At 65.0% G+C, this 26,206-nt stretch carries 23 protein-coding genes and 1 pseudogene; 9 read left to right on the top strand and 15 right to left on the bottom strand.

Going from position 1 to position 26,206, the window contains the following annotated elements:
- The first annotated feature begins 47 nt into the window (after window positions 1-47).
- Window positions 48-341 carry a ubiquinone biosynthesis accessory factor UbiK gene (ubiK, locus tag ACESL5_RS03255; RefSeq protein WP_372591349.1) on the top strand — a complete coding sequence of 98 codons (294 nt, stop codon included), beginning with the start codon at window positions 48-50 and terminating at the stop codon, window positions 339-341.
- A gap of 50 nt (window positions 342-391) precedes the next feature.
- Window positions 392-1,897, top strand: coding sequence for a YifB family Mg chelatase-like AAA ATPase (locus tag ACESL5_RS03250; protein WP_372591348.1), 1,506 nt, complete (start codon window positions 392-394; stop codon window positions 1,895-1,897).
- A gap of 18 nt (window positions 1,898-1,915) precedes the next feature.
- Here ACESL5_RS03250 and cmoB read toward each other — a convergent pair whose 3' ends face one another.
- The 13 genes and pseudogenes from cmoB to rpmH form a co-directional block, all read right to left on the bottom strand.
- Entirely contained in the window at window positions 1,916-2,911 is a 996-nt protein-coding gene (gene cmoB / locus ACESL5_RS03245) for a tRNA 5-methoxyuridine(34)/uridine 5-oxyacetic acid(34) synthase CmoB (protein ID WP_372591347.1), read from the bottom strand.
- Window positions 2,912-2,913: 2 nt separating this feature from the next.
- The gene (locus tag ACESL5_RS03240; protein WP_372591346.1) at window positions 2,914-3,951 is read right to left on the bottom strand and encodes a DUF2860 family protein; all 1,038 of its coding nucleotides are present in this window, start codon (window positions 3,949-3,951) and stop codon (window positions 2,914-2,916) included.
- Window positions 3,952-4,022: 71 nt separating this feature from the next.
- A complete protein-coding gene (gene cmoA / locus ACESL5_RS03235; protein ID WP_372591345.1) occupies window positions 4,023-4,859 on the bottom strand; it encodes a carboxy-S-adenosyl-L-methionine synthase CmoA in 837 nt (278 codons plus the stop codon).
- A gap of 120 nt (window positions 4,860-4,979) precedes the next feature.
- The gene (gene mnmH / locus ACESL5_RS03230; RefSeq protein WP_372591344.1) at window positions 4,980-6,110 is read right to left on the bottom strand and encodes a tRNA 2-selenouridine(34) synthase MnmH; all 1,131 of its coding nucleotides are present in this window, start codon (window positions 6,108-6,110) and stop codon (window positions 4,980-4,982) included.
- A 2-nt stretch (window positions 6,111-6,112) separates the two neighbouring features.
- The gene (gene selD, locus ACESL5_RS03225; protein ID WP_372591368.1) at window positions 6,113-7,150 is read right to left on the bottom strand and encodes a selenide, water dikinase SelD; all 1,038 of its coding nucleotides are present in this window, start codon (window positions 7,148-7,150) and stop codon (window positions 6,113-6,115) included.
- A gap of 52 nt (window positions 7,151-7,202) precedes the next feature.
- A complete protein-coding gene (locus tag ACESL5_RS03220; RefSeq protein ID WP_372591343.1) occupies window positions 7,203-7,790 on the bottom strand; it encodes an EAL domain-containing protein in 588 nt (195 codons plus the stop codon).
- 212 nt (window positions 7,791-8,002) lie between these two features.
- Window positions 8,003-8,659: a GNAT family N-acetyltransferase gene (locus tag ACESL5_RS03215; RefSeq protein WP_372591342.1), complete on the bottom strand. Its 657-nt coding sequence runs from the start codon at window positions 8,657-8,659 to the stop codon at window positions 8,003-8,005.
- On the bottom strand, window positions 8,656-9,210 hold the full coding sequence (locus ACESL5_RS03210) for a PAS domain-containing protein (RefSeq protein ID WP_372591341.1): 555 nt from the start codon (window positions 9,208-9,210) through the stop codon (window positions 8,656-8,658). Before ACESL5_RS03210 ends, ACESL5_RS03215 begins: the two co-directional genes overlap by 4 nt.
- Window positions 9,211-9,325: 115 nt before the next feature.
- Window positions 9,326-10,675 carry a tRNA uridine-5-carboxymethylaminomethyl(34) synthesis GTPase MnmE gene (gene mnmE, locus ACESL5_RS03205; protein ID WP_372591340.1) on the bottom strand — a complete coding sequence of 450 codons (1,350 nt, stop codon included), beginning with the start codon at window positions 10,673-10,675 and terminating at the stop codon, window positions 9,326-9,328.
- Window positions 10,676-10,718: 43 nt separating this feature from the next.
- A complete protein-coding gene (yidC, locus tag ACESL5_RS03200; protein ID WP_372591339.1) occupies window positions 10,719-12,419 on the bottom strand; it encodes a membrane protein insertase YidC in 1,701 nt (566 codons plus the stop codon).
- A gap of 78 nt (window positions 12,420-12,497) precedes the next feature.
- Window positions 12,498-12,743 (bottom strand): annotated as a pseudogene (gene yidD, locus ACESL5_RS03195) (membrane protein insertion efficiency factor YidD); the annotation flags it as partial.
- Window positions 12,728-13,150 (bottom strand): ribonuclease P protein component, encoded by a 423-nt coding sequence (rnpA, locus tag ACESL5_RS03190; protein WP_372591338.1) that lies wholly within the window; start codon window positions 13,148-13,150, stop codon window positions 12,728-12,730. The gene rnpA and the pseudogene yidD, both read right to left, overlap by 16 nt.
- Window positions 13,151-13,154: 4 nt before the next feature.
- A complete protein-coding gene (rpmH, locus tag ACESL5_RS03185; RefSeq protein WP_058574926.1) occupies window positions 13,155-13,289 on the bottom strand; it encodes a 50S ribosomal protein L34 in 135 nt (44 codons plus the stop codon).
- 314 nt (window positions 13,290-13,603) lie between these two features.
- Between rpmH and dnaA the strand changes: the two genes are divergently transcribed.
- The 7 genes from dnaA (at window position 13,604) to xth (ending at window position 22,446) form a co-directional block, all read left to right on the top strand.
- Window positions 13,604-15,007, top strand: coding sequence for a chromosomal replication initiator protein DnaA (dnaA, locus tag ACESL5_RS03180; protein ID WP_372591337.1), 1,404 nt, complete (start codon window positions 13,604-13,606; stop codon window positions 15,005-15,007).
- A 263-nt stretch (window positions 15,008-15,270) separates the two neighbouring features.
- A complete protein-coding gene (gene dnaN, locus ACESL5_RS03175) occupies window positions 15,271-16,380 on the top strand; it encodes a DNA polymerase III subunit beta (RefSeq protein ID WP_372591336.1) in 1,110 nt (369 codons plus the stop codon).
- 10 nt (window positions 16,381-16,390) lie between these two features.
- Window positions 16,391-17,467, top strand: coding sequence for a DNA replication/repair protein RecF (recF, locus tag ACESL5_RS03170; RefSeq protein ID WP_372591335.1), 1,077 nt, complete (start codon window positions 16,391-16,393; stop codon window positions 17,465-17,467).
- Window positions 17,468-17,578: 111 nt separating this feature from the next.
- Window positions 17,579-19,990, top strand: coding sequence for a DNA topoisomerase (ATP-hydrolyzing) subunit B (gene gyrB / locus ACESL5_RS03165; protein ID WP_372591334.1), 2,412 nt, complete (start codon window positions 17,579-17,581; stop codon window positions 19,988-19,990).
- 46 nt (window positions 19,991-20,036) lie between these two features.
- The gene (locus ACESL5_RS03160; RefSeq protein ID WP_372591333.1) at window positions 20,037-20,609 is read left to right on the top strand and encodes a LemA family protein; all 573 of its coding nucleotides are present in this window, start codon (window positions 20,037-20,039) and stop codon (window positions 20,607-20,609) included.
- 33 nt (window positions 20,610-20,642) lie between these two features.
- Complete coding sequence (locus ACESL5_RS03155) at window positions 20,643-21,590, top strand: GIDE domain-containing protein (protein ID WP_372591332.1); 948 nt, start codon at window positions 20,643-20,645, stop codon at window positions 21,588-21,590.
- Between the two features lie 64 nt (window positions 21,591-21,654).
- Entirely contained in the window at window positions 21,655-22,446 is a 792-nt protein-coding gene (gene xth / locus ACESL5_RS03150; protein WP_372591331.1) for an exodeoxyribonuclease III, read from the top strand.
- Window positions 22,447-22,456: 10 nt separating this feature from the next.
- On the opposite strand, the gene glnE is transcribed toward xth, so the two are convergent.
- Together glnE and ACESL5_RS03140 are read right to left on the bottom strand one after the other, a co-directional pair.
- On the bottom strand, window positions 22,457-25,321 hold the full coding sequence (gene glnE / locus ACESL5_RS03145; RefSeq protein ID WP_372591330.1) for a bifunctional [glutamate--ammonia ligase]-adenylyl-L-tyrosine phosphorylase/[glutamate--ammonia-ligase] adenylyltransferase: 2,865 nt from the start codon (window positions 25,319-25,321) through the stop codon (window positions 22,457-22,459).
- Window positions 25,322-25,475: 154 nt separating this feature from the next.
- Window positions 25,476-25,952: a hypothetical protein gene (locus tag ACESL5_RS03140; RefSeq protein WP_372591329.1), complete on the bottom strand. Its 477-nt coding sequence runs from the start codon at window positions 25,950-25,952 to the stop codon at window positions 25,476-25,478.
- Between the last annotated feature and the right edge of the window lie 254 nt (window positions 25,953-26,206).

The following is a 26,206-nucleotide window of genomic DNA, read 5'->3' as shown; positions in this document are numbered from 1 at the left end:
GCGGTCGGCGCGGACCACCCGGTGACCCCACAGGCAGAGGTAACGAGATGTCCATCACGAACACGATTGAAGAGATCTCCCAGCGCATCGAGCAGGCCATGCCCGAGAGCCTGCGCGAAGGCAAGCAGGAATTCGAGAAGGCCGTGCGGCAGGCCGTGAGCAACGGCTTTTCCCGCATGGATCTGGTCACCCGCGAGGAATTCGACGTCCAGACCCAGGTGCTGGCACGCACGCGGGCCAAGCTCGAGGCCCTCGACCAGCGGGTAAGCGACCTCGAAGCGCAGCTCGAGGGACGCCATCCGCACAAGAGCTATCCCGAGGAAGGCGACCTTTCCAGCTGACGGCCGGGGCGCCATGCCCCGATCCAACTTCCATTGCGAGGCATACGGACATGCCAATCGCCAAGATCCACAGTCGTGCCCTGCTCGGTATCAGCGCCCCGCTGGTGACCGTCGAGGCACATGTCTCCGCCGGCCTGCCGGCCTTCACCCTGGTCGGCCTGCCGGAAACGGCGGTGCGCGAAAGCCGCGACCGCGTACGTGCCGCCATTCTTTCCTCGGGATTCGAGTTCCCGCCTCGGCGACTGACGGTCAACCTCGCCCCTGCCGACCTCCCCAAGGAAAGCGCCCGCTTCGACCTGGCCATCGCCGTGGCCATTCTTGCCGCCACCGATCAGTTGCCGGCGACGGCTCGCGACCGGCTGGGACACATCGAATGCCTGGGAGAGCTTTCACTGGACGGATCCGTTCGCCCCATCCGCGGTGCTCTGTCCGCCGCGCGGGCGGCAAGAGATGCCGGGCGCGAGCTCATCCTGCCGGGGGAAGGTCGCCACGAGGCACAACTGATCCCCGGTGTCCGGGGCCATACGGTCGACCATCTCGCCGAGTTGGTGGGCTTTCTGGCGGGCGAACGAGAACTCGAGACGTTGAGACACCACGCCCCGGAAGGCATCGACCCGGCCGCCGACGGGGATCTGGCCGACGTCCGCGGTCAGCCGCGGGCCAAGCGGGCATTGGCGATTGCGGCGGCCGGTGGGCACAACCTGTTGCTCGTCGGCCCACCCGGGGCTGGCAAGAGCATGCTGGCCCGGCGCCTGGCAGGCATCCTGCCGCCGATGACCGAAGAGGAAGCCCTGGCCGCCGCCGAGGTAGCGGCCGTGACCCCGGCGGGATTCGATCCGGCGCACTTCGGTCGTCGTCCGTTCCGGGCACCTCACCACTCGGCGTCGGCCGTCGCCCTGATCGGCGGGGGATCGCAACCCGGTCCGGGCGAGATCTCGCTCGCCCACCACGGCACGCTGTTCCTCGACGAACTGCCCGAGTTCGACCGCCGCGTGCTCGAGGCACTGCGCGAGCCGATGGAATCCCGAGAGGTGATGATCTCGCGCGCCGCAAGGCAGGCCACATTTCCCGCAGCATTCCAGCTGATCGCGGCGATGAATCCCTCGCCGCAGGGGACCGAGATCCATTCGCGTGCCGCCCAGCGCTACCGGGCGAAGATCTCGGGGCCGCTGCTCGATCGTATCGACATCCATCTCGAGGTACCGCGCGTCCCGGCCACGGACCTGGATCGCGCCGAGCAGGATGGCGAAGACAGCTCCATGGTGCGCTCGCGCGTGGTTGCTGCACGCGAACGCATGCTGAGTCGTCAGGGAAGGATCAACGCCCGGCTGGACGCCCGCGGGGTCGCCGACCAGGCGCCACTCGGTCCGGCGGAGCGGACGATGCTCAACCAGGCGATCGAGAAGCTGGGGCTGTCCGGTCGCGCCCGCGAAAGGATTCTCAAGCTCGCCCGCACCATCGCCGACTATGACCAGCGCCCAGAGATCGACGCCACGGCGCTGGGCGAGGCGATCGGCTACCGCAACCTGGACCGCTGGTTCTCGTCGTCCGGTTGATCCCCCGAAATGACGGGATCAACCCGGGCGACGGGCGGTGAATATCGCGCGCCGCGGAGCCGGCAGACCCTCGCGGGTGAGGGCGGGATCCTGCGGGTCGAGAAAGTCTGCCAGCGACTGGCGGTCGCCGAACCACTCGGTGCGATGCTGCTCGGTCTCGGTCGTCACCGCCACGTCGACCAGCTTCGGCTCGACGAAACCCATCCGCGTGAGCCAGCGCTCGACCACTGCCGGGCTGGGCAGGAACCACACGTTGCGCATGCCAGCATACCGATCGGCCGGGGTGAGAATGGTCCGTTCGTCGCCCTCGACCACGAGGGTCTCGAGGATCAGTTCGCCGCCGGGGCGCAGGCAGGCCTTGAGCTCGGAAAGGTGGGTGAAGGGATCGCGGCGGTGATAGAGAACGCCCATGGAAAAGACGCTGTCGAACACCGGTCGATGGGGAAAGCGCTCCAGCGGGGTCGGCACGATCCCGGCGCGGGCCTCGCCGAGCAACTGCGCCACGGCATGGAACTGCGCGGCGAATACCCAGGTGGGATCGATGCCCAGGGCGGCATCCGCACCGGCACCGAGCATGCGCCAGAGGTGGTAGCCGTTGCCGCAGCCGACGTCCAGGACACGCCGCCCGGCCAGCGGCTGGATATGGTCGACCAGCCGGTCCCATTTCAGGTCCGAGCGCCACTCGGTATCGATGTGCACCCCGAACAGATCGTAGGGACCCTTCCGCCAGGGAATCAGGTCCCGCAGCATCTCCTCCAGCCCCGGCGGCGTGCCGGAAGGGGCGGTGGCCGTGATCGCCGGTCGATCGAGATGATTGACGGCATCGGCGGGACGCTCCGGCAACCGCCCGATCGCGGCCAGCCAGCGCGGCCAGTCGCCGTGATTGATCGCCAGCCAGTCACGGGCGATCCACTCGTCGAGTGGCAGCCCGAAGCGGGGGAGGGTCACGGCATTGCGGGCCGCGACCCGCTCGGCTCCGAGGCGCACGTCCGGATCGTCGCGGAAGGCGGACATTGTCAGAAGCGATACCCCAGGCCGACGGCGAACACCCCGGTCTGCTGATCGTAGAAACGGATATCCGAGTCGGTGTCGGACCAGACGCCCCAGGCATCCACCGACCAGTTCGACCAACCGAAAGGTTCGGCGTAGCGAACGCCGGCCACCACGCCCAGCTGCTCGGCGTCACGGTATTCGTCGTAGACCGGTTGACGCACGTCATAGCGATCCACGCCATAGAAGCCCGTCAGGGAAAGACTCAGCCGATCGACCTGCCACTGCGCGGTCATCTGCGGGCGAAGGAGCCAGCCACGATTGGCCTCGCCGTCGGCGTCCATGCGACGGTACTGCAGGCCAGGTGTCAGCGTGATGCCGGAAACGGCCGGAAGGCGATAGTTCAGGTCGACTCGATGCTCGGTGGCGTCACGATCGAGCAGGGCCCGATCGGCCGCCGACAGTCCGAGTGCCACACCGGAACGCTCCTCGTCGATCTCATGACGGAAGAGGTGGTAATCCACCGACAGTCCGGTGCCGCCGATGGCGGCCATGCCCAGGTGCAGGCCACGGCGGCTTGCATCCGTCGCCGTGCGTGGCTGGCCGGTGACGAAGGGGTCCGACCAGACCTCGTTGCCGGCCACGCTCGTCGGGATCACGCCCGCACTCAGCACCCCGGCATCGCCCAGACGGTAGCGTGCACCGACCTCGATCGATATCTCGCCGTCCTGGAATGCCGTGCGTGGCGTCCCCGCGTACAGCGCGAGCCTGCCGGGCGTGATGGTGTAGTCGACCCGGCCCAGGGCGCCGCCAATCGGGCGATACTCGCGCGACGACAGGCGGTAGAGCGAGTCGATCTCCTTCTGGTCGCTGGAGACCGCCAGATTCGACCGGCTGGAGATCACCCCGACCAGCGGGGCAATCTGGCCCGACCACCCCGTCTCATCGGCGATGAGGCCCGGCTGTGCCGCCACCGTCCCCGCCAGGAACAGCGTCGACATCGCGAGCCCCCGTCCGGCCAGGCGCAAGGGGGCGGTCTGAATTGTTCTGCTTCTGATTGTCATGAACCGTTTCCCTGTCGGCTAGTCACGAGACCCACGCGCAGGCGTTATGCCCGCCAGACAATTATGTCCGTTCAACCCTCGAAGGGTTCCCTCTCCGGCGGCCTTCGTCGACCGGCCGGAGACGGATCCGTTGTTTTCCTGCCCACTTGCGCCAGCCACAGGCAGAACCCGTAGTGGCGGGAGAGCATGACGACATGATCAAACCCGGCCTTTCGCAGGCGCGATTCGTGATCCGCGACCGTTTCGGTGCGCAGGACATTCTCCAGCGCCTGGCGCTTGTGAGCGATCTCGAGTTCCGAATAGCCATTGGCGCGCTTGAAGTCGTGGTGCAGTTCCGTCATCAGTCGCTCGGCATCAGCATCCGGCTCGTGGACCTTCTCGGCCAGCACCAGCACACCGCCGGGAACCAGCCCGGCCCGGATGCGCTCGATCACCGTGTCTCGTTCCTCCACGGGGATGAACTGCAACGTATAGCCCAGTATCACCAGCGATGCTTGTTCCACGGCCACCTGCTGCAGGTCGGCACAGGTCAGGTCCGTCCGGTACGGAGACTGGAAGGCGGCCAGCTGGCTGCGCGCCCGATCGATCATCGCCGAAGAGCTGTCCACACCGATCATCTCCACGCCCTCCGGCGGTTCGGCGAGGGACGTCAGCGCCGAGCGGATCGAGAGCGTCATGGCACCGAGCGAACAGCCCAGATCATAGACCCGCGTATGCGATTGGACATGGCGACGGGCGATGGCCGCGACCAGCTCGAGATTGAAGCGGTAGCCGGGCACGGAACGCGAAATCATGTCCGGGAACACGGCCGCCACCGCCTCGTCGAAGCGAAAGGCGGCAGGCGATCGTGGTTCGCGGAACAGGTCGTCCCGGCGGCTGTCTGCGATGGAATCCGGAGGTGCAGGCATGATCTGGTTCTGATGGATTGCGACGCGGGGGCAAGTCTACCGCTTGGAGCACGCCGACACACCCTCAGGGCAGGAAAGGCATCGGCGAAGGACCGATCCGTTTCCGGCGTCTCCGGACAGTCAGCGGGCCCGCAGGCCGCGGGCCTCCAGCCATTGGGCGACCTCGTCGGGAGAACCGGTGAACCGGATGCGGTCGCGCTTGTGGCGCAGCTGGTAGTCGTACATCGGATCGTAGTACTCGACCAGCATCACCCGGATCAGCTCGCGCAGGCCCTCGCGGTCGCCGTGTTCGTACCAGGCATCCAGCGCGGACTCGGCCATGCCGCGCACGCGCTGGTGGCGCACGCCGCCCAGCCGCCTGGCCACCCGGTCGATGGCCCCGAGGATGTGCTCGCGCACGTGGGGTTCGGCACCGGCAGCCTCCGTATCCAGCGTCTCCCGGTAACCGGCCTCCAGGTCGATGATGTAGTCCTTGAGGCTCTGCTCGACCCGCTCCTCGATCGGACGTTCGATGACGACCAGCGGGGAACGACTCATCCGTTCGAACAGCGCGGGCGGCACCTGCCGGGCACCGACCATCTTGCCCTCGTCCTCGACCAGGATCGGGGCGTCCGGTGAGCGATGACGCAACCGGAGCAGATCGATGGCCACCTGGTTCTCGAAGTCGATCGGCTGCGGCTGCGGCACCGGCTCCCGCCCGAAGGCCGACCCCTTGTGGCGCGCACGTCCCTCGAGATCGATGTATCGCTCGAAGCGGAACAGGAACGGTGTCTTGCCCACACCGGTCCGACCGCCGAGCATGAGCAGCGGTGCGGTGGGCGACGCCTCCTCGAGCGTGTTGAGCAGGAAGCGGCGCAGCGCCTTGTAACCACCGGCGATGCGCGGATAGGCGATGCCGGTGGCCTCGTGCAGCATCTGCTGGGTCAGTCGCGAACGCAGCCCGCCGCGGAAGCAGTACAGCACCCCTCCGGGATGGGCTTCGGCAAAGGCCTGCCACCGCTCGACCCGCTCGGCCTTTTCCGCCTCGTCGACCAGCTGGTAGCCCAGCTCGATCGCCGCTTCCTGACCGGCCTCCTTGTAGCGGATACCGACCTGGTGGCGCTCATCGTCGGTCAGCAGCGGGAGGTTGTGCGCCCGAGGGAAGGCACCCTGGCCGAACTCGATCGGGGCGCGCACGTCCATCAGCGGCCGATCCTCGATGAAGACCGAAGCCAGGTCGGTGACGACGGGCAGGTCGCGCGTCCCTGCCATGCTCATCGTCGCTCGCGGAAGGTCACGCGGGGGCCATCAGCGGCCGCCGCGAGCGAGCCAATCGGTCGCGAATGCAGCCCCTCGGCCTCGAGCAACGCGCTGACCCGGTCTGCCGCCTCGGGGCGCACGGCCACCAGCAACCCGCCCGAGGTCTGGGGATCGCAGACCACGGCCCGGGCATGTTCGCTCAGTTCGCCGAGATCGTGCCCGTAGCTCGCGTAGTTCCGGCCGGTCCCGCCGGGCATCTGTCCCTGCGCGATGTAGTCGGCCACCGCCTCGATCAGGGGCAGGACATCCACGTCGATCTCGGCACGCAGATCGCTCCCGCGACACAACTCCAGCAGGTGCCCGCCGAGTCCGAAACCGGTGACGTCGGTCATGGCGGTCACGGCCTCGATGGCGGCCAGATCGCGACCGATGCGGTTGAGCCGCATCATGCTCTCGGGTGCCAGGTGCGCATGTGCCTCGTCCAGCACGCCGTTCTTCTGCGCGGTGGTCAGTATGCCCACGCCGAGCGGCTTGGTCAGGAACAGCAGGTCGCCTTCCCGGGCGCGGTCGTTGCACTTGAGCTGGTCGAGCTTGACCCGGCCGGTGACGGCCAGACCGAAGATCGGCTCCGGAGCGTCGATGGAATGCCCGCCGGCAAGCGTGATGCCGGCATCATGGCAGGCGCTTCGGCCACCATCGATTACCGCGGCGGCCACCTCGGGTCCGAGCCGGTCGATCGGCCAGCCGAGGATGGCGATGGCGAGCATGGGCTCGCCGCCCATGGCGTAAACATCGCTGATGGCGTTGGTCGCCGCGATCCGGCCGAAGGTGAACGGGTCATCGACGATGGGCATGAAGAAATCGGTGGTGCTGATCACGCCCGTACCGTCACCCAGATCAAACACGGCGGCATCGTCGCGCGAGTCGTTCCCGACGATCAGGCGCGCGTCGGGCTGCACGGGCGTGAGCGTCGAGGCGAGCATGTCGTCGAGCAGCGCGGGAGAGATCTTGCAGCCACATCCGGCGCCATGGCTGTACTGGGTTAGCCGGATGGTGTTCGATTCATTTTTTTCGGTAGTCAATTGATTTCGCTCCGCGTGACATTCACGGCATGTTCGGTTGGGGGAGGCTCTCGAAGCCGGGCCTGGCGAACCAGTAGCCCTGGAACAGAGACAAGCCCATGTCCCTCAGAGTTTCGAATTCCTCCCGGGTCTCGACGCCTTCGGCAATCAGCCGGATACCCATTTCCTCGCATAGCAGGGCGGTCGAGCGGATCACGGCCTGTCGGCTCCGGTGCCGATCGACGCCCCGGACCAGGTTGAGATCGATCTTGACCAGATCCGGCTCGAGCTCGATCAGGTGATTCAGTCCGGCGAATCCCTCGCCGTAGTCGTCGATCGCGCGCATCAATCCCTGCTCCCGGTATTCGTCGAAGATCCGGCGCAGATGTGGGCGGTCGTCGATCTTCTCCGCCTCGGTGACCTCGAAGATCAGGCGCTCTGGATCGAAGCCGTAGATCCGAGCCGCCTCCATGGTGGCCCGGATGCAGGATTGCTGCTTGTACACGGCGTTGGGCATGAAGTTGATGCTCAGGTGAGCGTCGATGCCCGGTTCGGTGGCCAGCCGGATTGCCGTGACCCGGGCGGCCTGGTCGAAGTAATAGCGGTTGGCGTCACCCACACTCGAGAGCACGCTCGCTGCCGACTCTCCGTTCTTCCCCTCACCAGGGCCTCGTAGGCGTAGACCTCGCCGCGTTCGGTGTCGACGATCGGCTGGAACGCCATCGAGAAGGAGAAACCCAGTCCGGTGGTCGCCTCGGCCAGGCAATCCCGGCAGGTTACCTGTCTGACCCCGTCAGGAAAGGCCTCGGGCCGATTCGGATTCGAGACATCGCCCTGCATCGATCACCTCCAGGGCTGAGAGCATTGGCGACCGCTCCAGAGCGACCGGCTGTCCGTGGATTCTATCAAACGGCAGCAATCAAGATTGAGTCGCATGAGGTAGTCATCCATGACGAAACCGCCACCGATGCGCTTGACGTCCTCGGCGACCACCTCGAACCCGGCCCGACGATAGGCACGGATGGCCGACCGATTGTCGCGATTTACGCGCAGCGAGACGGCATCGAGCCCGGCCACGGTCGCGGCGTGAGCCACCGCGGCCAGCATCATCCGTCCCAGGCCGAGTCCGTGATAGTCCGGTTCGAGATAAAGCTTGTCGAGAAACGCCTCGCCGTTCGCCGGTTGCCAGGCGAGAAAACCGATCGAATGCGGGCCGGCCCGCAGCAGCAGAAAGCGGGCGCCTGCGCGGGCCTGGCGGCGCAGGGAAGGAAGCGAATAACCGCGACCAAGCATGTAGTGGACCTGCTCGGCACCGATGATGGGCGGATAGCACTTCCACCAGATCGACTCGGCCAGCGCCGCCACCAGGGGAAGACGGGATTCGACCACCGGCTCCAGGCGGAACCAGGGTCGATCCGGCGACACGTAGACGGTGGCGGGAAGGCTACCGGGATCCGGACGCTGCGCCGCTGAGTTGCCGCCAGTCCGACCGTGGCTCATGCCCGTGCCGAAAGCACCATCTGTTGAAGCGTGCCGTAGCCGTGGCGGTGGACGAACCGGTCGATGACGTCGATGGCCGGCTTGAAACGACGTTCGTCGCCGTACTGGCTCGACTGTTCCGCGTGACGCATGTCGGCGAAAAGCTTTTCCCAGTCGGGCACCAGCTCGGCGCGCGGCAGGAACCGGGCCGAGGTATAACCCACCTTCTCGCCCTTGCGGACGATCGGCGCCACGCGGGTCAGCACCCAGTAGTGGTCCCCGTTCTTGCAGCGATTCTTCACAACGCCGAAGAACTCCCGGTCCGCCTGGATCTCGCGCCACATCAGGTAGTAGACCGTATCCGGCATGTCCGGGTGCCGGAGGATGTTGTGCGGCTGCCCGATCAGTTCGTCGACGGAAAAGCCGGAGATCTCCGCCAGGGAGCGACTGGCCTGGGTGATGACCCCGTTGAGATCGGTCTTGGATTGCAGCGCCCGGTGAGTGCCGAGTCCGACGACGTTGCCGGTCACCTGCCGGATATCGACCGGCGGCTCATATCCCATCGACAGCATGAGATCAGCCCTCCCCAGATAGAAAACAATTTTTCATTAAAGCGCCGTCCTGATCGGTTTTCAACCGAGAACGGAGCTGGGTCAACAGCTCACTATTGCCGACGCCAGCCTGGCCTCACTTGCCGATACAGAAGCTGCCGAATATCTCGCCGAGAAGATCATCCGCCGTGAAACGCCCGGTAATGATCTCCATGGATTCCTGGGCCTGGCGCAGGCTTTCCGCGGCAAGTTCGCCGGCACCCAGCGCCACCAACGCGTGCGAGGCTTCGTCGAGGCTGCGCTGCGCCTGTTCCAGGGCATCGAGATGCCGGCGTCGGGCGATGAAGGGATCCTCGCTGCGATCGGTCAGGCCGGCGATGCGGCGCAACTCTCGGCGCAGCACGTCGACCCCGTCCCCGGTCCGGGCGGACAGGCGCAGTACACCGTCTTCCGCCGCCTCCGACGGCGCCTCGCCGGTCAGGTCGATCTTGTTGACCACGGTCAGCAGCGGCTTGTCGGGAAGTCGGGCGAGCGTCCGGTCGTCCTCTGGCGTGTGGCCGCGGGTGCCATCGATCAGAAGCAGCACGAGGTCGGCCTGCTCGACCTCCGCCCAGGCGCGGCGGATACCTTCTTGCTCGATGGGGTCGTCGCTGTCCCGCAATCCGGCGGTATCGATCACGTGCAGCGGCAGGCCATCGATGTTGACCTCCGCACGCAGCACGTCTCGGGTGGTCCCGGCGATCTCCGTGACGATGGCTCGGGATTCGCCCGCCAGCTGGTTCAGGAGACTGGACTTGCCGGCATTGGGCTGACCGACGATCACCAGCTGCATCCCCTCACGCAGGCGGACCCCTTCCCCGGTTCGGGACAGCAGATCGGCAAGATCGGCACGCAGGGCGTCCAGCTGATCACGCAGACGGGTATCCGAAAGAAAATCGATCTCCTCCTCCGGAAAGTCCAGCGCCGCCTCGATGTACATGCGCAGATGCACGAGGTTGTCGACGAAGGCGTCGATCCGCCGGGAGAAGACCCCGGTCAGGGATCGGCGAGCGGCGTTGGCCGCCTGGGCCGAGCCCGCCTCGATCAGGTCGGCGACTGCCTCTGCCTGGGCCAGATCCATGCGACCGTTGAGAAAGGCCCGTTCGGTGAACTCGCCGGGGCGGGCCATGCGCGCCCCGGCTTGGATCATTTCCCGAACCGCCTCGTCGAGTAGCACGGGGTTGCCATGACCCTGCCACTCGACTACGTCCTCGCCCGTGTAGGAATGCGGCCCGGGGAAATAGAGAACGATGCCGTCGTCCAGCACGCTGCCGTCGGCGGCGCGCCGGAACGTGGCGTAGTGGGCATGCCGGGGCCGCGGATCGACACTCGTCAGTCGTTCGATGATCGGTCGAGCGTCGGGCCCGGACAGCCGCACCACCCCGACCCCGGCCCGACCGGCGGCCGTGGCCACCGCGCAGATCGTGTCGATCGCCGGTTCAGTCACCGCGGACACCCACCGGATGTTTCACGGGAAACATCGATACCGCTCAGCTCGACCCCTTCTTGGCTGCCATCTGGCGCTCCACGCGCCGGGTGATGATGGCCTGCTGAATGATCGAGAGAAGGTTGTTGACGAACCAGTAGAGCACCAGACCGGCCGGGAAGAAGGCGAAGAACACCGTGAACACCACCGGCAGCCACTGGAAGATCTTCTTCTGCATCGGATCGACCGGGGCCGGGTTCAGCCTCTGCTGCGCCCACATCGACAGACCCATGAGCAGCGGCAGGATGAAGTACGGATCCCGCTGGGTCAGGTCCTCGATCCACAGGATCCACGGCGCCTGTCGCAGCTCGACGGACTCCACCAGCACCCAGTAGAGCGCGATGAACACGGGGATCTGGATCAGGATCGGAAGACAGCCGCCCAGCGGATTGATCTTCTCCTTCTGGTAGAGCTTCATCATCTCCTGGGACAGGCGCTGCTTGTCGTCGCTGAAGCGCTCCTTCAAGGCCTGCATCTTCGGCGTGACCGCCCGCATGCGCGCCATGGAGCGATAGCTCACCGCCGACGGCCACAGGAAGATCAGCTTGATCACCAGGGTGACCATCACGATCGCCCAACCCCAGTTGCCGACCCAGTCATGGAACAAGTCAAGCAGCCAGAAGATCGGCTCGGAGATGAAAGTCAGGATGCCGAAGTCCACCGCGAGGTGCATGCCGGTGGCCAGCGGCTCGAGGTCGGACTGGATCTTCGGCCCGACGTAGAGAATTGACTCGAGCGTCTCGGTCGATCCCGGGCCGACGGTGGCCGTCGGCGACAGCAGACCCATGGAGTAGACCGGGAAACCGTCACGGTCGCTCTTCAAGGTGTAGTACTGATTGACCTGCTGGGCATCGGCCGGCACCCAGGCGCTCATGAAGTAGTGCTGGATGATCCCTGCCCAGCCGTCCTCGAGGTTCTTGTCGAGACGGATCTTGCCCATCTCCTCGAAGTCGATCTTCTCGTAGTTGAGGCGATCGCCTCCACCGGCCGGTGTACCGGCGTACACGCCGCCGGTATAGGTGTACATCAGCTGCATGCCCGGGGTGGAACCGGAGCGTGTCAGTTGACGGTACTGCTGGCCACGCCATTCGGCGTCCGTGGTGTTCTCCACGGTGTGGCGGACGTCGATGGCATAGGAGCCGCGCTTGAAGATAAAGGTCTTGGTGACACGCACCCCGTCCCTTTCCCAGACCAGGGGCACTTCGAGCACCGATTCGCCGTCCACCAGTTGGTAGGCCGACTCCTGGATCTCGAACTGCGCATGGTGATCCGGTGCGGGGGCGTCGTTGCGGCCGAGGAGGCCGGACTGGGCGATGTAGGTGAAACCCTGACTGTCTTCCAGCAGCCGGACCGGATGGTCGGGCTGGTCGAGCGTGACCGGATATTCCAGAAGGTCGGCCTGGACGAGAGTGCCGCCCACCGGATCGATCGCCAGCGACAGCACGTCGGTCTCGACCGTGATGCGCTTGTCGTCCGAGGCGGCACCGGGCATGTCGTCGCTTCCTCCCGGTACCCCGGCGCCGGAAGGACGATCCACGCTCTCGTCTGGCCCGTCACCCGTCGGCAGGTCATCGGCCACCTGGCTCGATGTGGCTCCGGACGCAGAGCTGTCCATCTCGGAGCGGTTTTCTCCCAGCCATGCCTGCCAGAGCAGGATGAGGACAAACCCCAGGGCGATGATCAGGATCAGGCGACGTTGTTCCATGGAAGATCAGTCTCGCGATTGGACGACATGGGAGCCGGGCCCGGATGCGGGCCCGGTTTCACGTGAAACGGATTCGGTGCTGCATTGGCAAACCGTGTCGGTTGCCTTCTCACTGCCCGGGACGGGATCGACGCCCCCCTTGCAGAGGGGATGGCACCGCCCCAGACGCTTGAGCGTGAGCCAGCTTCCCCGCAGGGCCCCATGCCGGTCGAGGGCCTCGAGGGCGTACTCGGAACAGGTAGGGTAGAAACGACAGGACGGCGGCAGAAGGGGGCTGATCAGCAGACGGTAGGCCTTGACCAGGGCTTTCAGGACTGCGCGCATTTCCGACTCGCCTTTTTCAGTGCGTGACGCATTTGTCGATGGAGATCTTCCATCGGCAGCTCGTCGGCGCCCGGCTTGGCAAGAACGACGACGTCCATGGGTGCCAGTTCCGCCCGGCTCAGCCGGAACTCTTCACGAGCGACTCGCTTGATCCGATTGCGCTCGTGCGCCAAGCGTACCCGTCGCCGGCTCACCGCCAGCCCGAGGCGCGCATGCCCCGCGGGACTGGCCGACACCACCAGCATCAGGTTGGCGGTGTGCACCCGCATCCCGCCTCGCATCACCGCCTGGTAGTCGCGCCCGGTCAGCAGGCGAACGCTACGCGGGAAGCGACTGTCGAGGGATTCACTGCCCCCGTCGTCGGGACGAGAATGCGCCCCGGCTTCCGGCAACGTGGCCGAGGTCACGACCTCAGGCAGAGAGACGCTTGCGGCCCTTGGCGCGACGGGCGTTGATGATCGCACGACCACCACGGGTCTTCATGCGGGCACGGAAGCCGTGAGTGCGCTTGCGACGCAGGTTGCTCGGCTGAAATGTTCTTTTCATGACGATCTACCAGATTGTTTTTCGGATGGTAACGGCAAAGCCGACACGGGCATGCGATGACACCCGTATCCGCTTGAAAAAGGGGCCGAATACTGTTCCAAAAGCACCCCTGCTGTCAAGCCCGACGCTGAGCATCCCCTTGCCGCGCCGCGGCCGGCTCCAGGGATCGGCGACGTTCGCCTTCGTCCCGTCCGGCGAACAGGCTGGGGATCCAGCATCGATCAACTTGTGGATAAGATGCCGGGACACCCTGTGGAATGTTATGATGCCCGTTTGTCGAGTCGACTCGCGGACCAGGGAGAAAAACCGTCGTCATGCAGCACTTTCCGATGTGGCAACAATGCATTGATCGCCTGTCCCAGGAGCTGCCGAACGACCAGCTGACGATGTGGATATTTCCACTGCAGGCCGAGGAAAGGAGTGACTCGCAGTGGCTGCTCTGGGCGCCGAACCGATTCGCCGTCGACTGGATCGAGCAGAAGCTGCTCGAGCGCATCCGCCTACACGCTCGCGAGGTCTCCGGCCGGCCGGATCTCGACGTCTCCCTGCGTATCGGGGAGGCCGGAAGTAGCCAGCGCAAGTCCGCTCCCCCGTCGAAACCGGCCGAGCCTTCCCGACCAGCCGGGGAACCGACCAGGAAGCCCGCCCCTGCGGCGGCGCCCGTGGAGCCGGCGGAGCCCGACGACAACCAGGAATTCGGTCACAACCTCAACCGCGGCTTCACCTTCGCGACCTTCGTCCAGGGCAAGTCCAACCAGCTTGCCTGTGCCGCATCCCAGCAGGTGGCCGCCAACGCGGGTGCCAGTTACAACCCGCTGCTGATCTACGGCGGCGTGGGACTGGGGAAGACTCACCTGATGCACGCGGTCGGCAACGAGATCATCGACCAGCAGGCCGATAAGCGCGTGATCTACCTGCACAGCGAACGTTACGTTCAGGAAATGATCACCGCGATCCGCAACAACAACACCGAACAGTTCAAGAACTTCTACCGCGGCATCGACGCCCTGTTGATCGACGACATCCAGTTCTTCGCCACCAAGCCGCGCAGCCAGGAAGAATTCTTCCACACCTTCAACGCGCTGATCGAGCAGGGCAAGCAGATCGTGATGACCTGCGATCGCTACCCCAAGGAGATCGAGGGACTCGAAGAGCGACTCAAGTCGCGATTCGGCTGGGGCCTGACGGTGGCGGTCGAGCCGCCGGACATGGAAACGCGCGTCGCCATCCTGCACAGCAAGGCCGAACAGTCGGGCATCGATCTCGACTCGGATGTCGCCTTCTTCATCGCCCGCCGCATCCAGGCCAACATCCGCGAACTCGAGGGCGCACTGCGCCGCGTGATCGTGACCACGCAGTTCTCCAAGCGACCGATCACCATCGAGTCCACCAAGGACGCGCTCAAGGACATGATCTCCGCGCACGCCAAGATGATCACGCTGGACAACATCCAGCGGACCGTCGCCAAGTACTACAACATCAAGATCCAGGATCTGACCGGGGCGCGGCGCACCCGCTCGATCGCCCGGCCCCGACAGATCGCGATGGCACTGGCCAAGGAACTGACCAGCCACTCCCTGCCGGAGATCGGCGAGTCGTTCGGTGGCCGAGACCACACCACGGTGCTGCACGCAGTCCGCAAGATTAACGAACTGCGTGAGTCCGACAGCAAGATCAGCGACGACTACAACCTGCTGAGACATACCCTCAACGTGTAGCGACTTCACGGCAGGGAATAACCTCGGCACGATGCCGGGAAAGGCGCTGGGCAATCTGTGGATGAATCGCCAGAAAACGGGTTATCCACAATTGGTCCCAAACGCTCCACAAGCCCTCCCGAGGCAGGAAGCCGAGATATGAAATGCACAACCTGTTGAAAAAGCACTCGTTTAAGGGCTTATCCAGAGCTTTTGTCCCCCTTCACATTCATCATCATCAACAGAAGAAAACATCTGTTACTGAATAAGAGGAAGCGCATGCCATGCAACTGACCGTCAACAGACAGGACCTGCTCGACGCGATCAACCGGGTCATCGGCGGCGTGGAAAAACGCCAGACGATGCCCATCCTCGGCAATCTGCTGCTGGAAACCGGCGAACATGATCTCAAGATCACGGCCACCGACCTGGAAATACAGCTCGAGAGCAGCACGCTCGTCGACGTCCAGCAGCCGGGCCGGACCACGGTCAACGCCCGGAAACTGCATGACATCGTGCGAGCCATCGGTTCGGAGGCTCACATCGAGCTCCAGCAAGAAGACGGCTTCCTCATCCTTCGCTCCGGACAGAGCGTCTTCCGGCTGGGATGTCTCCCCGCCGACGAATTCCCGCGCATGGAGGCCACCGCGGAAGACCACCGCGTGGTCCTGCCGCAGAATCATCTCCGCCTGCTCCTGGAAAAGACCCAGTTCTCGATGGCCCAGCAGGACGTGCGTTACTTCCTCAACGGTCTGCTGTTCGAGGTAGCCCCGGATCACATCCGCTGCGTGGCCACCGACGGACATCGTCTGGCACTGGCGGAAACAGACACCGAACAGTCGGTGGCCGACACCCTGCGCATCATCGTGCCCCGCAAGATGGTGATGGAACTCATGCGCGCGCTCGATCGCGACGATGAAACCTCGATCGAACTGCTGGTGAGCAATCAGCAAATCGAGCTCAAACTCGCCCGACAACGCATGGTCAGCAAGCTGATCGACGGTCGGTTCCCGGACTACGACCGCGTCATCCCGAAAAACAACAGCAAGGTGGTCATCGCCGACCGCGAGTCGCTTCGGCACGTCCTGCAGCGCGCTGCCGTGCTGAACACCGACCGCTTCGCCGGCGCCCATTACCTGCTGGAAACCGACCAGCTGGCCATCGAGGCCATCAACAGCGACCAGGAATCCTCCCGCGAGGAGATTCCGGTCGACTATCAGGGCGACAGCCTGAAGATCGCCTTCAACATCGGCTACATGCTCGCCATACTGGCCAACATCGACGATCCGCAGGTCCGCATGGAATTCGAGACGCCGGAGTCCAGCGCCCTGGTCCAGCCGACCACGGCCGACTTGATCCGTACGCGTTACGTCTTGATGCCGATGAAGATCTAAGCCGGTTCCCGTGACACGGCTAACCCAACTTCATGTCGAGCGGTTGCGAAACCTGCAGGATCTCGACCTGGAACCCGAGGGCGGTATCAACCTCATCAGCGGACCGAACGGTTCCGGAAAGACCAGCCTGCTCGAGGCCATCCACACCCTGAGCCTCGGCCGGTCATTCCGCGGCAGCCAGCCGAACGAACTGATTCGACACGGAGCCGTCGACCTGCTGGTCCGGGCACGTGTCCAGGAAGGCGCACCCCGTCTTCGAGAGCATCGGATCGCCCTGCAACGTGATCGCAAGACGCTGCACCTGCGCATCGACGGCGAGAATGTCACGCGCCTGAGCGAACTGGCCCGTCTCCTCCCCGTCCTCGCCCTTCATCCGCAATCCGATGATCTGGTACTGGGATCGCCGGACCACCGGCGACGTTTTCTCGACCGGGTCGGCTTCTACGCCCTCCCCGAATTCTTCGACTGCCACCGGGATTTCCTCAAGGTCCTCAAGCAGCGCAACGCGCTACTAAGGCGCGGGCGCCGGGAGACGACCTGGGAGACGCTCTACATCCGCAGCGCCGAACGGCTCGAAGCCGCCCGGCGCGATGTGCTCGACAAGCTTGTCGAACAGGTCGAAGGACTCGCTCCCAAGCTGTTCCCGAAGGGCGCCCTGTCGTTGCGGTACCTGCCCGGATACCGCCAGGACCTCGATCTCGCCACTGCCATCGAGCAGGGACGGGAACGCGAGACGGAAATGCAGTCGACGCTGTTCGGTCCGCATCGCGCGGACCTGAAGATCTCCATCGACGACCAGGAGGCACGCCAGGTCGCCTCCCGGGGCCAGATCAAGATGCTCGTCACCCTGCTGCACCTAGCCGTCCTCGATCTCTGGCAAAAGGCCCGGGGCGAACCGGCGGTGATCCTCTTCGACGACCTGGCCTCGGAACTCGACCGGGACAATCGGCGACGGGTGCTCGACTTCCTCTCGGCCAGCGGTCACCAGGCCTTCATCAGCGTCATTGCCGCCGACGCGCTCGACGACGACGGCCGTATCGACGCGCGGTTCGCACTGGCCGACGGCCAGGTCCGGAAAATGGTATGATCTGAAGGTTTTACAGCACTGAACAGCCGTACCCCACGGCAATGGGATCGCGAGATATTGCGGTCCCGTTTCGGCAGGACGCTGCCGAGCAACCGGAATGGACATGAAACGATGAGCGCCGAAAACAGTTACGATTCCAGCAGCATCAAGGTCCTAAAGGGGCTGGACGCCGTTCGCAAGCGGCCCGGGATGTACATCGGCGACACCGACGACGGTACCGGCCTGCACCACATGGTCTTCGAAGTCGTCGATAACGCCGTCGACGAATCGCTCGCCGGCCATTGCTCGAAGATCGACGTGGTGATCCATGCCGATGGCTCCGTGTCGGTCACCGATGACGGTCGTGGCATTCCCACGGACCTGCACGAGGAAGAGGGACGCTCGGCCGCCGAGGTCATCATGACGGTGCTGCACGCCGGCGGTAAGTTCGACCAGAACAGCTACAAGGTCTCGGGCGGCCTGCACGGCGTGGGCGTCTCGGTAGTCAACGCGCTCTCCGACCGTCTGGACCTGACCATCTGGCGCAACGGGCGCCGCTGGGTGCAGGAATACCACCTGGGCGAGCCGCAGTACCCGCTGAAGGACGCCGGCCCGACCGAGCGCACCGGTACCCAGATCCGTTTCCTGCCCAGCCAGACGATCTTCACCGACGTCACCTTCCACTACGACATCCTGGCCAAGCGCCTGCGCGAGCTGTCGTTCCTCAACTCCGGGGTGCACATCTCGCTCTCCGAGGAGCAGAGCGGCCGCTCGGACACGTTCTACTACGAGGGCGGCATCCGCGCGTTCGTCGAGCACCTGAACACGGGCAAGACGCCGATCCACAAGAACGTGATCTACCTGACCGGCGATCGCGACGAGGTGGGCATCGAGTTGGCCCTGCAGTGGAACGATGCCTACCAGGAAAACCTGTTCTGCTACACCAACAACATTCCGCAGCGCGACGGCGGGACGCACCTGACCGGGTTCCGTACCGCGCTGACCCGCACGCTCAACGACTACATGGATCGCAACGGGATCCTCAAGAAGGCCAAGGTCAACACCACGGGTGAGGACTGGCGCGAGGGCCTGGTGGCGGTGATCTCGGTCAAGGTCCCCGACCCGAAGTTCTCCTCGCAGACCAAGGAAAAGCTGGTCTCATCCGAGGTAAAGACCGCCGTCGAGTCGATGACCGCCGAGCACCTGGCCGACTTCCTCGAGGAGAACCCGGCCGATGCCGAGGCGATCACCTCGAAGATCATCGAGGCCGCCCGGGCCCGCGAAGCGGCGCGTCGCGCCCGCGAGATGACCCGTCGCAAGGGAGCGCTCGACATTGCCGGGCTGCCGGGCAAGCTGGCCGACTGCCAGGAGAAGGACCCGGCACTCTCCGAGCTGTACCTGGTGGAGGGTGACTCCGCCGGCGGCTCGGCCAAGCAGGGTCGTGACCGGCGCACGCAGGCGATCCTGCCGCTCAAGGGCAAGATCCTCAACGTCGAGAAGGCGCGTTTCGACAAGATGCTTTCCTCGGCCGAGGTGGGCACGCTGATCACCGCGCTGGGCTGCGGCATCGGTCGCGAGGACTTCGATCCCGACAAGCTGCGTTACCACCGGATCATCATCATGACCGACGCGGATGTCGACGGCAGTCACATCCGCACCCTGTTGCTGACCTTCTTCTACCGCCAGATGCGCGAGCTGGTCGAACGTGGTCACGTCTACATCGCCCAGCCGCCGCTGTACAAGGTCAAGAAGGGCAAGCAGGAGCAGTACCTCAAGGACGACCTCGCGCTGAACCAGTACCTCCTCCAGCAGGCGGTCGACGGCGCCCGCATCGAACTCGGTGAGAACACCCCGCCGATCTCCGGCCCGGGGCTGGAGTCTCTGTCACGAGAGTATCTTTCGGCCCAGGCAATGATCGATCGGATGGCCAACCGCTTCGACATCAACGCCCTCAAGGCCCTGATGCAGGTCTCGCGTCTCGATGGATCCATGATGGACGACGAGTCGCGTCTGGCCGGCTGGCTGGGGCACTTCAACGGCATGCTCAATGCCATTGCCGACCCGGGAGTGGAGTACGGCGTATCGATGGAGGAAGGCGAGCATGGTCACGTGTTCCGCATCGAGCGAAGCCAGCACGGGGTTTCACATGAAACGACCATTCCGGCGGCATTCTTCCAGGGCAGCGAATATCGTATGCTGGGCGATCTGGGCGAGCGTCTCGACGGCCTGATCACCGAGGGAGCCGAGGTGGTGCGCGGGGAGCGTCGCCAGGCGGTCGAGCGGTTCGAGCAGGCGATCGACTGGCTTATGGCCGAAGGGCGCCGCGGCCTGTCGGTGCAGCGCTACAAGGGTCTGGGCGAGATGAACCCGGACCAGTTGTGGGAAACCACCATGAACCCGGATACCCGCCGGCTGCTGCAGGTGAAGATCGAAGACGCGGTCGCGGCCGACTCGGTCTTCACCGTCCTGATGGGTGACCTGGTCGAGCCGCGCCGCGACTTCATCGAGAAGTTCGCGCTGTCGGCGTCAAACATCGACGTCTGAACCGACCGACCCGTCTCCGGGCGGGCGGCATGGAGGCTGAATATACATGGGTATCGCACTGTCGATCATCGTTTTCCTGCTGGTCCTGGTCCTCATCTGGGCCATCGTGATCTACAACGGGCTGGTCCGGATCAAGCACAATGTCTCGCAGGCCTGGTCGAACATCGACGTGTTGCTTCGCCAGCGTCACGACGAACTGCCCAAGCTGGTCGAGACCGCCCGCCAGTACATGCACTACGAGCGCGATACCCTCGAGCGGGTCATGGAGGCCCGCGCGGCGGTTAACCAGGCGCAGCAGCGCGGTGACGTGGGAGCCCTCGGCGGAGCCGAGCAAAGCCTCCGGCTCGGGCTGGGAAACCTGTTCGCGGTGGCCGAGGCCTACCCCGAGCTCAAGGCCAACGAAACCTTCCAGCACCTGCAGCAGCGCATCACGGGTCTCGAGAACGAGATCGCCGACCGGCGTGAGTACTACAACGCCGCGGTCAACACCAACAACATCCGCATCGAGCAGTTCCCGGATATCCTGGTCGCCCAGCTGTTCGGTTTCCGTGCCTTCCGCCTGCTGGAGTTCGATCGCGAGACGACGCAGGACGTGGACGTGAAGGCGCTCTTCCAGTAACCGGTCCGTCCCGGTTCCTGCCCGGCAGCGTCGATGATCGAGTCCTTGCGCCACTGGCTGTCCGGGCTGGACGGCGGCTTCTTCCTGCTGCTCTGGGCGGGTGCCGCGGGGCTCACCCTGCTGTTCGTCTTCCTCGGCTTTCGCTATGCGAACCGGGCGCGCATCATCGCCCACACGCCTACCGCACGGTTGCGTTCCGCCGCCCAGGGATTCAACGAGATCGAGGGTACGGGACGGCCTCTCAACGACGCACCTCTGCGATCGCCGCTGACCTTCACGCCCTGCGTCTGGTACGACGTCACCGTGGAGCGCCGTGAAGGCAGTGGCAGGAACAGTCGCTGGGTGACCACCGAGCGCAACCGAAGCGACACGCTTTTCATGGTGGATGACGGGACCGGCGAGGCGTTCGTCGACCCGGATCACGCCCGCGTTATCGAGCATCGCCGGCGGCGCTGGCGCGAACGAAGGTCGCGGACTTGGTACAGTGGCTCGTCCGGTACCGGTTTCGGCGGTGATGACCATCGCTACACGGAGCGCCTCCTGCTCCCCGGTTTTCCCGTCTACGTACTCGGCTGGCTCGAGACCCGCGGTCATCGCAACACGGGGGAATCGATCGCCGCAGCGGTCGAACACCGACGCAGGGAACTGCTCGCCGAATGGCAGCAGGACGACGAGAAGCGTCAACGCTTCGACCTGGACGGGGACGGCGACATTTCCGAGCGTGAATGGCAATGGGCGATGCGCCTGGCACGCTCCCAGGCGGAGAACGAGATCCGCGAGGCGGATACCGTCCGGCACCAGGGGAGCCACACCGCCAACCTGATTCGTCGCCCGGACAACGGTGATCCCTACATTATCTCGGGGCTCGACCAGGGCGCGCTGATCCGTCGCAAGAATCGCCGGGCCGCCCTGTTCATGGCCGCGGCGGTCGTCCTGTTCGTCTTCTGGTTTGTTGCCCAGACCACGCGCAGCCCCTTCTGAGGTCATGCCCCGGCGGCCGAGTTCTGAGAGAATGGGCGCGCCCCGAGATTCACCAGGAAGTCCGATGAATATCGTCACTTGGAACGTCAATTCCTTGAAGGTGCGCCAGCCCCAGGTGCTGGACTGGCTAGCCGAGCAGCCCGCCACCCTGCTCGGTCTGCAGGAACTCAAGCAGACCGACGAGGCCGTCGACCGCGTCGCCCTGGAGGAGGCTGGCTACCGCATCCTCAGCAACGGCCAGAAGACCTACAACGGCGTGGCCTGGATCTACCCCGCGCACTGGCCGGAGCCGACCGACGTGGTCACCGACATCCCGGGTTTCGACGACCCGCAACGGCGAGTCATCGCCGCCACCTTCGGCGACCTGCGGGTGATCGATCTCTACGTGGTCAACGGCGAGGCGGTCGGTTCGGACAAGTACCGCTACAAGCTGGAATGGCTGGAGGCGCTGGCCCGCTGGCTGGCCGCCGAGGCAGGTCGTTACCGTCACCGGGTGGTGGTGGGTGACTTCAACATCGCACCGACCGACGCGGACGTGCATGACCCGGAGGCGTGGCACGAGCGGATCCTCTGCAGCACTCCGGAGCGCGACGCGCTCGACCGCATTCTCGAGACCGGACTGATCGATGCCTTCCGCCTGTTCGACCAGCCGGAGAATGCGTTTTCCTGGTGGGACTACCGTGCGGCGAACTTTCGGCGCAATCGCGGGCTGCGGATCGACCTGATCCTCATCAGCGAGGAACTGCGCGACCGGGCCCGTTCCTGTCATATCGACGTCGAACCGCGTCGTTGGGAGCGCCCCTCCGACCACGCCCCGGTGGTACTGGAACTGGACTACGGCGCGCCCGGTTCCTGAGCGGACGGAATCAGCCGGAGGTACCACCCGGTGGTGGACCGCCCAGTACTTCCTGCCATTGGCGGATCACGATGTCGCGCTCCTGGGAGTAGGCCGCGGCGTTGACGATCGACCGACGTCCCTTGAGCGCCTGACGATGACCAGCGTCCCGGAGGCTTCGGTAGGCGTGGGTCAGATCCTGACTGACCTTCTCTTCGATCACGCCCGCCCGACGCAGGGAGTCGAGCTGGCGGATGTTGTCGGTGAAGCGCAGGATCTCAGGGTGATCCCCGGCGTGTCTCAGAAGCAGGTACTGCACCAGGAACTCGATGTCGGTGATGCCGCCGACGTCGCGCTTGAGATGGAACAGGCCGTCGGGTGTCGCTTCCTGGTTCTCGCGCATCTTCCGCCGCATGCCGACGACGGCCTCGCGGAGCCCCCCCTCGTCGCGTGGCTGGGTCAGCGTCCGCTCGCGGATCGAGGCGAAGGCCTCGCCGACCCGTTCGGTACCCGCGACGACCCGTGCGCGGCACATCGCCTGGACCTCCCAGACCCAGGCGTTCTCGGCCTGGTACTGGGCGAAGGCGTTTACCGACGAGACCAGCAGACCGCCCACGCCATCCGGCCGCAGCCGCGTGTCCACCTCGTAGAGCACGCCTGCCGGGGTGCGGATGCTCAGGGTGTGGATGATCTTCTGCGCCACCCGGGCGAAGAACAGGCTGTTGTCGATCGACTTGTCGCCATCGGTGACCGCGTCGCGGTCGGTGGAATCGTGCAGGAAGACCAGGTCGAGGTCCGACCCGTAGCCCAGCTCGATCCCGCCGAGCTTGCCGTAACCGATGATCGCCAGCCCCGGCATGAAGGTGTTGCCCGACTCGTCGACAGCCTGGGGCTTGCCGTGGCGTGACTCGATCTGTGACCGGGCCCGCGCGTAGACGGCCTCGAGGATGACCTCGGCGATCCAGGTCAGCTGGTCCGAGACCCGCATGACCGGCAATGCCCCGACGACGTCGGCGGCGGCGACCCGGAGCGTGGCCAGCTGCTTGAAGCGTCGCAGCTCGTCGAGACTGCGCTCCTCGTCATCCGGGCACTTGGCCAGCAGCTCGCCGAGTTCACGCGCCAGCTGCTCCTTGTCCGGCGGGGCGTAGAGTGTCTGCGGATCGATCAGCTCGTCGAGCAGGATGGGGTGCTGGGTGAGCAGTTCGGCGATCCAGGGGCTGCCGTCGAGCAGCCGCACGAGTTGGCGCCGGGCCTGCGGCTGTTCGATCAGCAGGGCGACATAGACGCTGCGGCGCAGGATGGCGGCGAGCAGGTCGAGCATCCGAGAAAGGATGGTCGCCTCGTGATGATATTCGGCGATGTCGCGCAGCAGGTCGGGCATCAACTGATCGAGCCGCTGGGCCACCGTGCCGCTCAATGCGGTGCCCTGCTCCTCCCGCCAGGCCACCACTCGCCGGTCGATCTCCTCGGCCTCGTCGAAGCCGGCCTCGCGCAGTACCCGGATGCGGATGTCCGGCTCGTCCACGCCACTCCAGACCCGTTCGAGGGGGTCGGTGCTCGCGTCCTCCTCGTCGGGCAGGCGGAGTACTTGCGAAAAGTGACCGTGGATTTGGTCCCGGTGCCGGTCGAGTTCGGCCAGGAAGCTTCCCCAGTCGTCGAATCCCATCGCCAGTGCGAGGCGCATCTGGTCGAACTTGTTGTCCGGTAGCGTCTGGGTCTGCTGGTCGTAGAGCATCTGCAGGCGGTTCTCGCTGCGCCGCAGGAAATCGTAGCCGGTGACGAGGTCCGCCACGGTGGCCGGTTCGAGTTCGCCCATGGCCTCGAGGGAGTGCAGCACCGGCACCAGCCGCCGGCACTGCAGGTCGGGTTCCCGGCCGCCGCGCAGCAACTGGAACAACTGGGCGATGAATTCGATCTCGCGGATACCGCCGGGGCCGAGCTTGATGTTGTTCTTCATCGCCGCGCCGGTCATCTCGCGCTCGATCATGCGCTTCATTTCCCGCAACTGGCTGAAGGCGCCGAAGTCGAGATAGCGGCGAAAGACGAACGGCCGCAGCATGTCCATCAGTTCGCGGCCGGCCTCGAAGTCGCCGGCGATCACGCGCGCCTTGATCCAGGCGTATCGCTCCCACTCACGGCCAAGGGTGGCGTAGTAGATTTCCAGCCCGTCGAAGCTCATGGCCAGCGGACCCTCGTCACCGTTCGGCCGCAGCCGCATGTCGACGCGGAAGACGAAGCCGTGTCCCGTGACCTCGTCCAGTGAGCGGATCACTCGCTGCCCGAGCCGCACGAAATACTCCGCATTGCTGATCGACTTGCGCCCGTCGGTCTCGCCCTCGTGGGCATAGGCGAAGATCAGGTCGATGTCGGAGGAATAGTTCAGTTCCTCGCCGCCAAGCTTGCCCATGCCGACCACCACCAGCCCCACGGGTTCGCCGTCCGGTCCGCGGGGCCGGCCGAACCGCCCCTGCATGTGGTGTTCGTGATGGGCGAGTGATTCGGCCACGCAGAAGTCCGCCAGCGTTGACAGGGCACGCAGTGTCGAGTCGGTGCTGTCGATGCAGGCCAGATCCCGCCAGGCGATCAGGATCATCTCGCGACGGCGGAAACGACGCAGCTCTCGGCCGAAATCGGTCGTATCCAGCGCACGACGGGTATCACGGTCCCCGCAGAGTGCGTTCAGCCGCTGCTCGAGCCCGTCGCCCAGGAACGAATCATGGAGTCCGTCGATCACGTAGGCGAGGATGTCGGGTTCCGACGCGAGACTCTGCTGGATGAACGGGCTGCAGCGCAGCGCACGTTCCAGATCGGCATGCTGTCGGTCATCCAGCGGTACGGTCGAGGCAAGCCGGCTGGACAGTTCCTTGTCGGGGGTGATCTCGTCGAGTTCGGACACGGGGAGCAACCTTCCGGGAATGCGTGTGGATCGGCTTTCGATCATACGTGCTCCGCTGGACGCTTGCCTACGCCCTGCCCGAATCCGCAAACAAAGGCGGCCCGCCGGCTGGGAGACCGGCGGGCCGCTGGGACGATCGACCGGGTTTCGTGTCTTACGGTCGTACGAGCACGTATCCGGCGTCGACCAGGTCGAGAATGCGGGCGATACCCGCTTCGACCGGCTTGGCGGCCGGGTTCATTTTCGGCTCACGCTCCAGTTTCTTCGTCGCGTTCTCGATGGAATTCTCGCAGGCGGAAAAACGGACGCCCGATTGCGCCATGGATTCGATGCGTTGCGCATGGACGTTGTCAGCGAACAGCATGCTGATGCCCGGGCCGAAGGCGACCACCTCGACGTCGATCTGGTCCGGCCCGCCACGCGCCTTCATCACGTTGCTTGCGACGTTCAGCACCAGGTTCTGGCGTTGCAGGTCGCTTTCGGTGATCTGCAGGACCAGGTGCTCATTGGCCAGGGTATTGCCGCCGACCTTCTCGATCTTGTCCGCGTCGGCGGCGAGCACGGCACTGCCGAAGGAGAACGCGGCGAGCAGCATGAGCCAGGCGGCCGGGAACAGGGAACGGGTTTTCATGAAAACACTCCTTGGGTGGCTTTTTGCGTCGGTTTTTTATTGTCACGGGCGTGAATTGCGTCCCTTCGGACAGCATACCTCCGGGACGCCGACATCTCACCGCGCCGCTCGGTTAATTATCGAATGAGGTTCAGGGAAACTTGGGCAGGATCTCTACCCATCGGGTCAGCAAGGGCAAAAGGAAGGAGCGGCAGGCCAAGCTGTTGACCTGACGTTATTTTTTAGCGAACATATCGAGTAATTATCCGGCATGT

The organism is Guyparkeria sp., assembly GCF_041687595.1.
Lineage (GTDB): Bacteria > Pseudomonadota > Gammaproteobacteria > Halothiobacillales > Halothiobacillaceae > Guyparkeria.
Note: the sequence above shows the minus strand (reverse complement) of the source record. Positions and strands in the feature narration are given on the sequence as shown.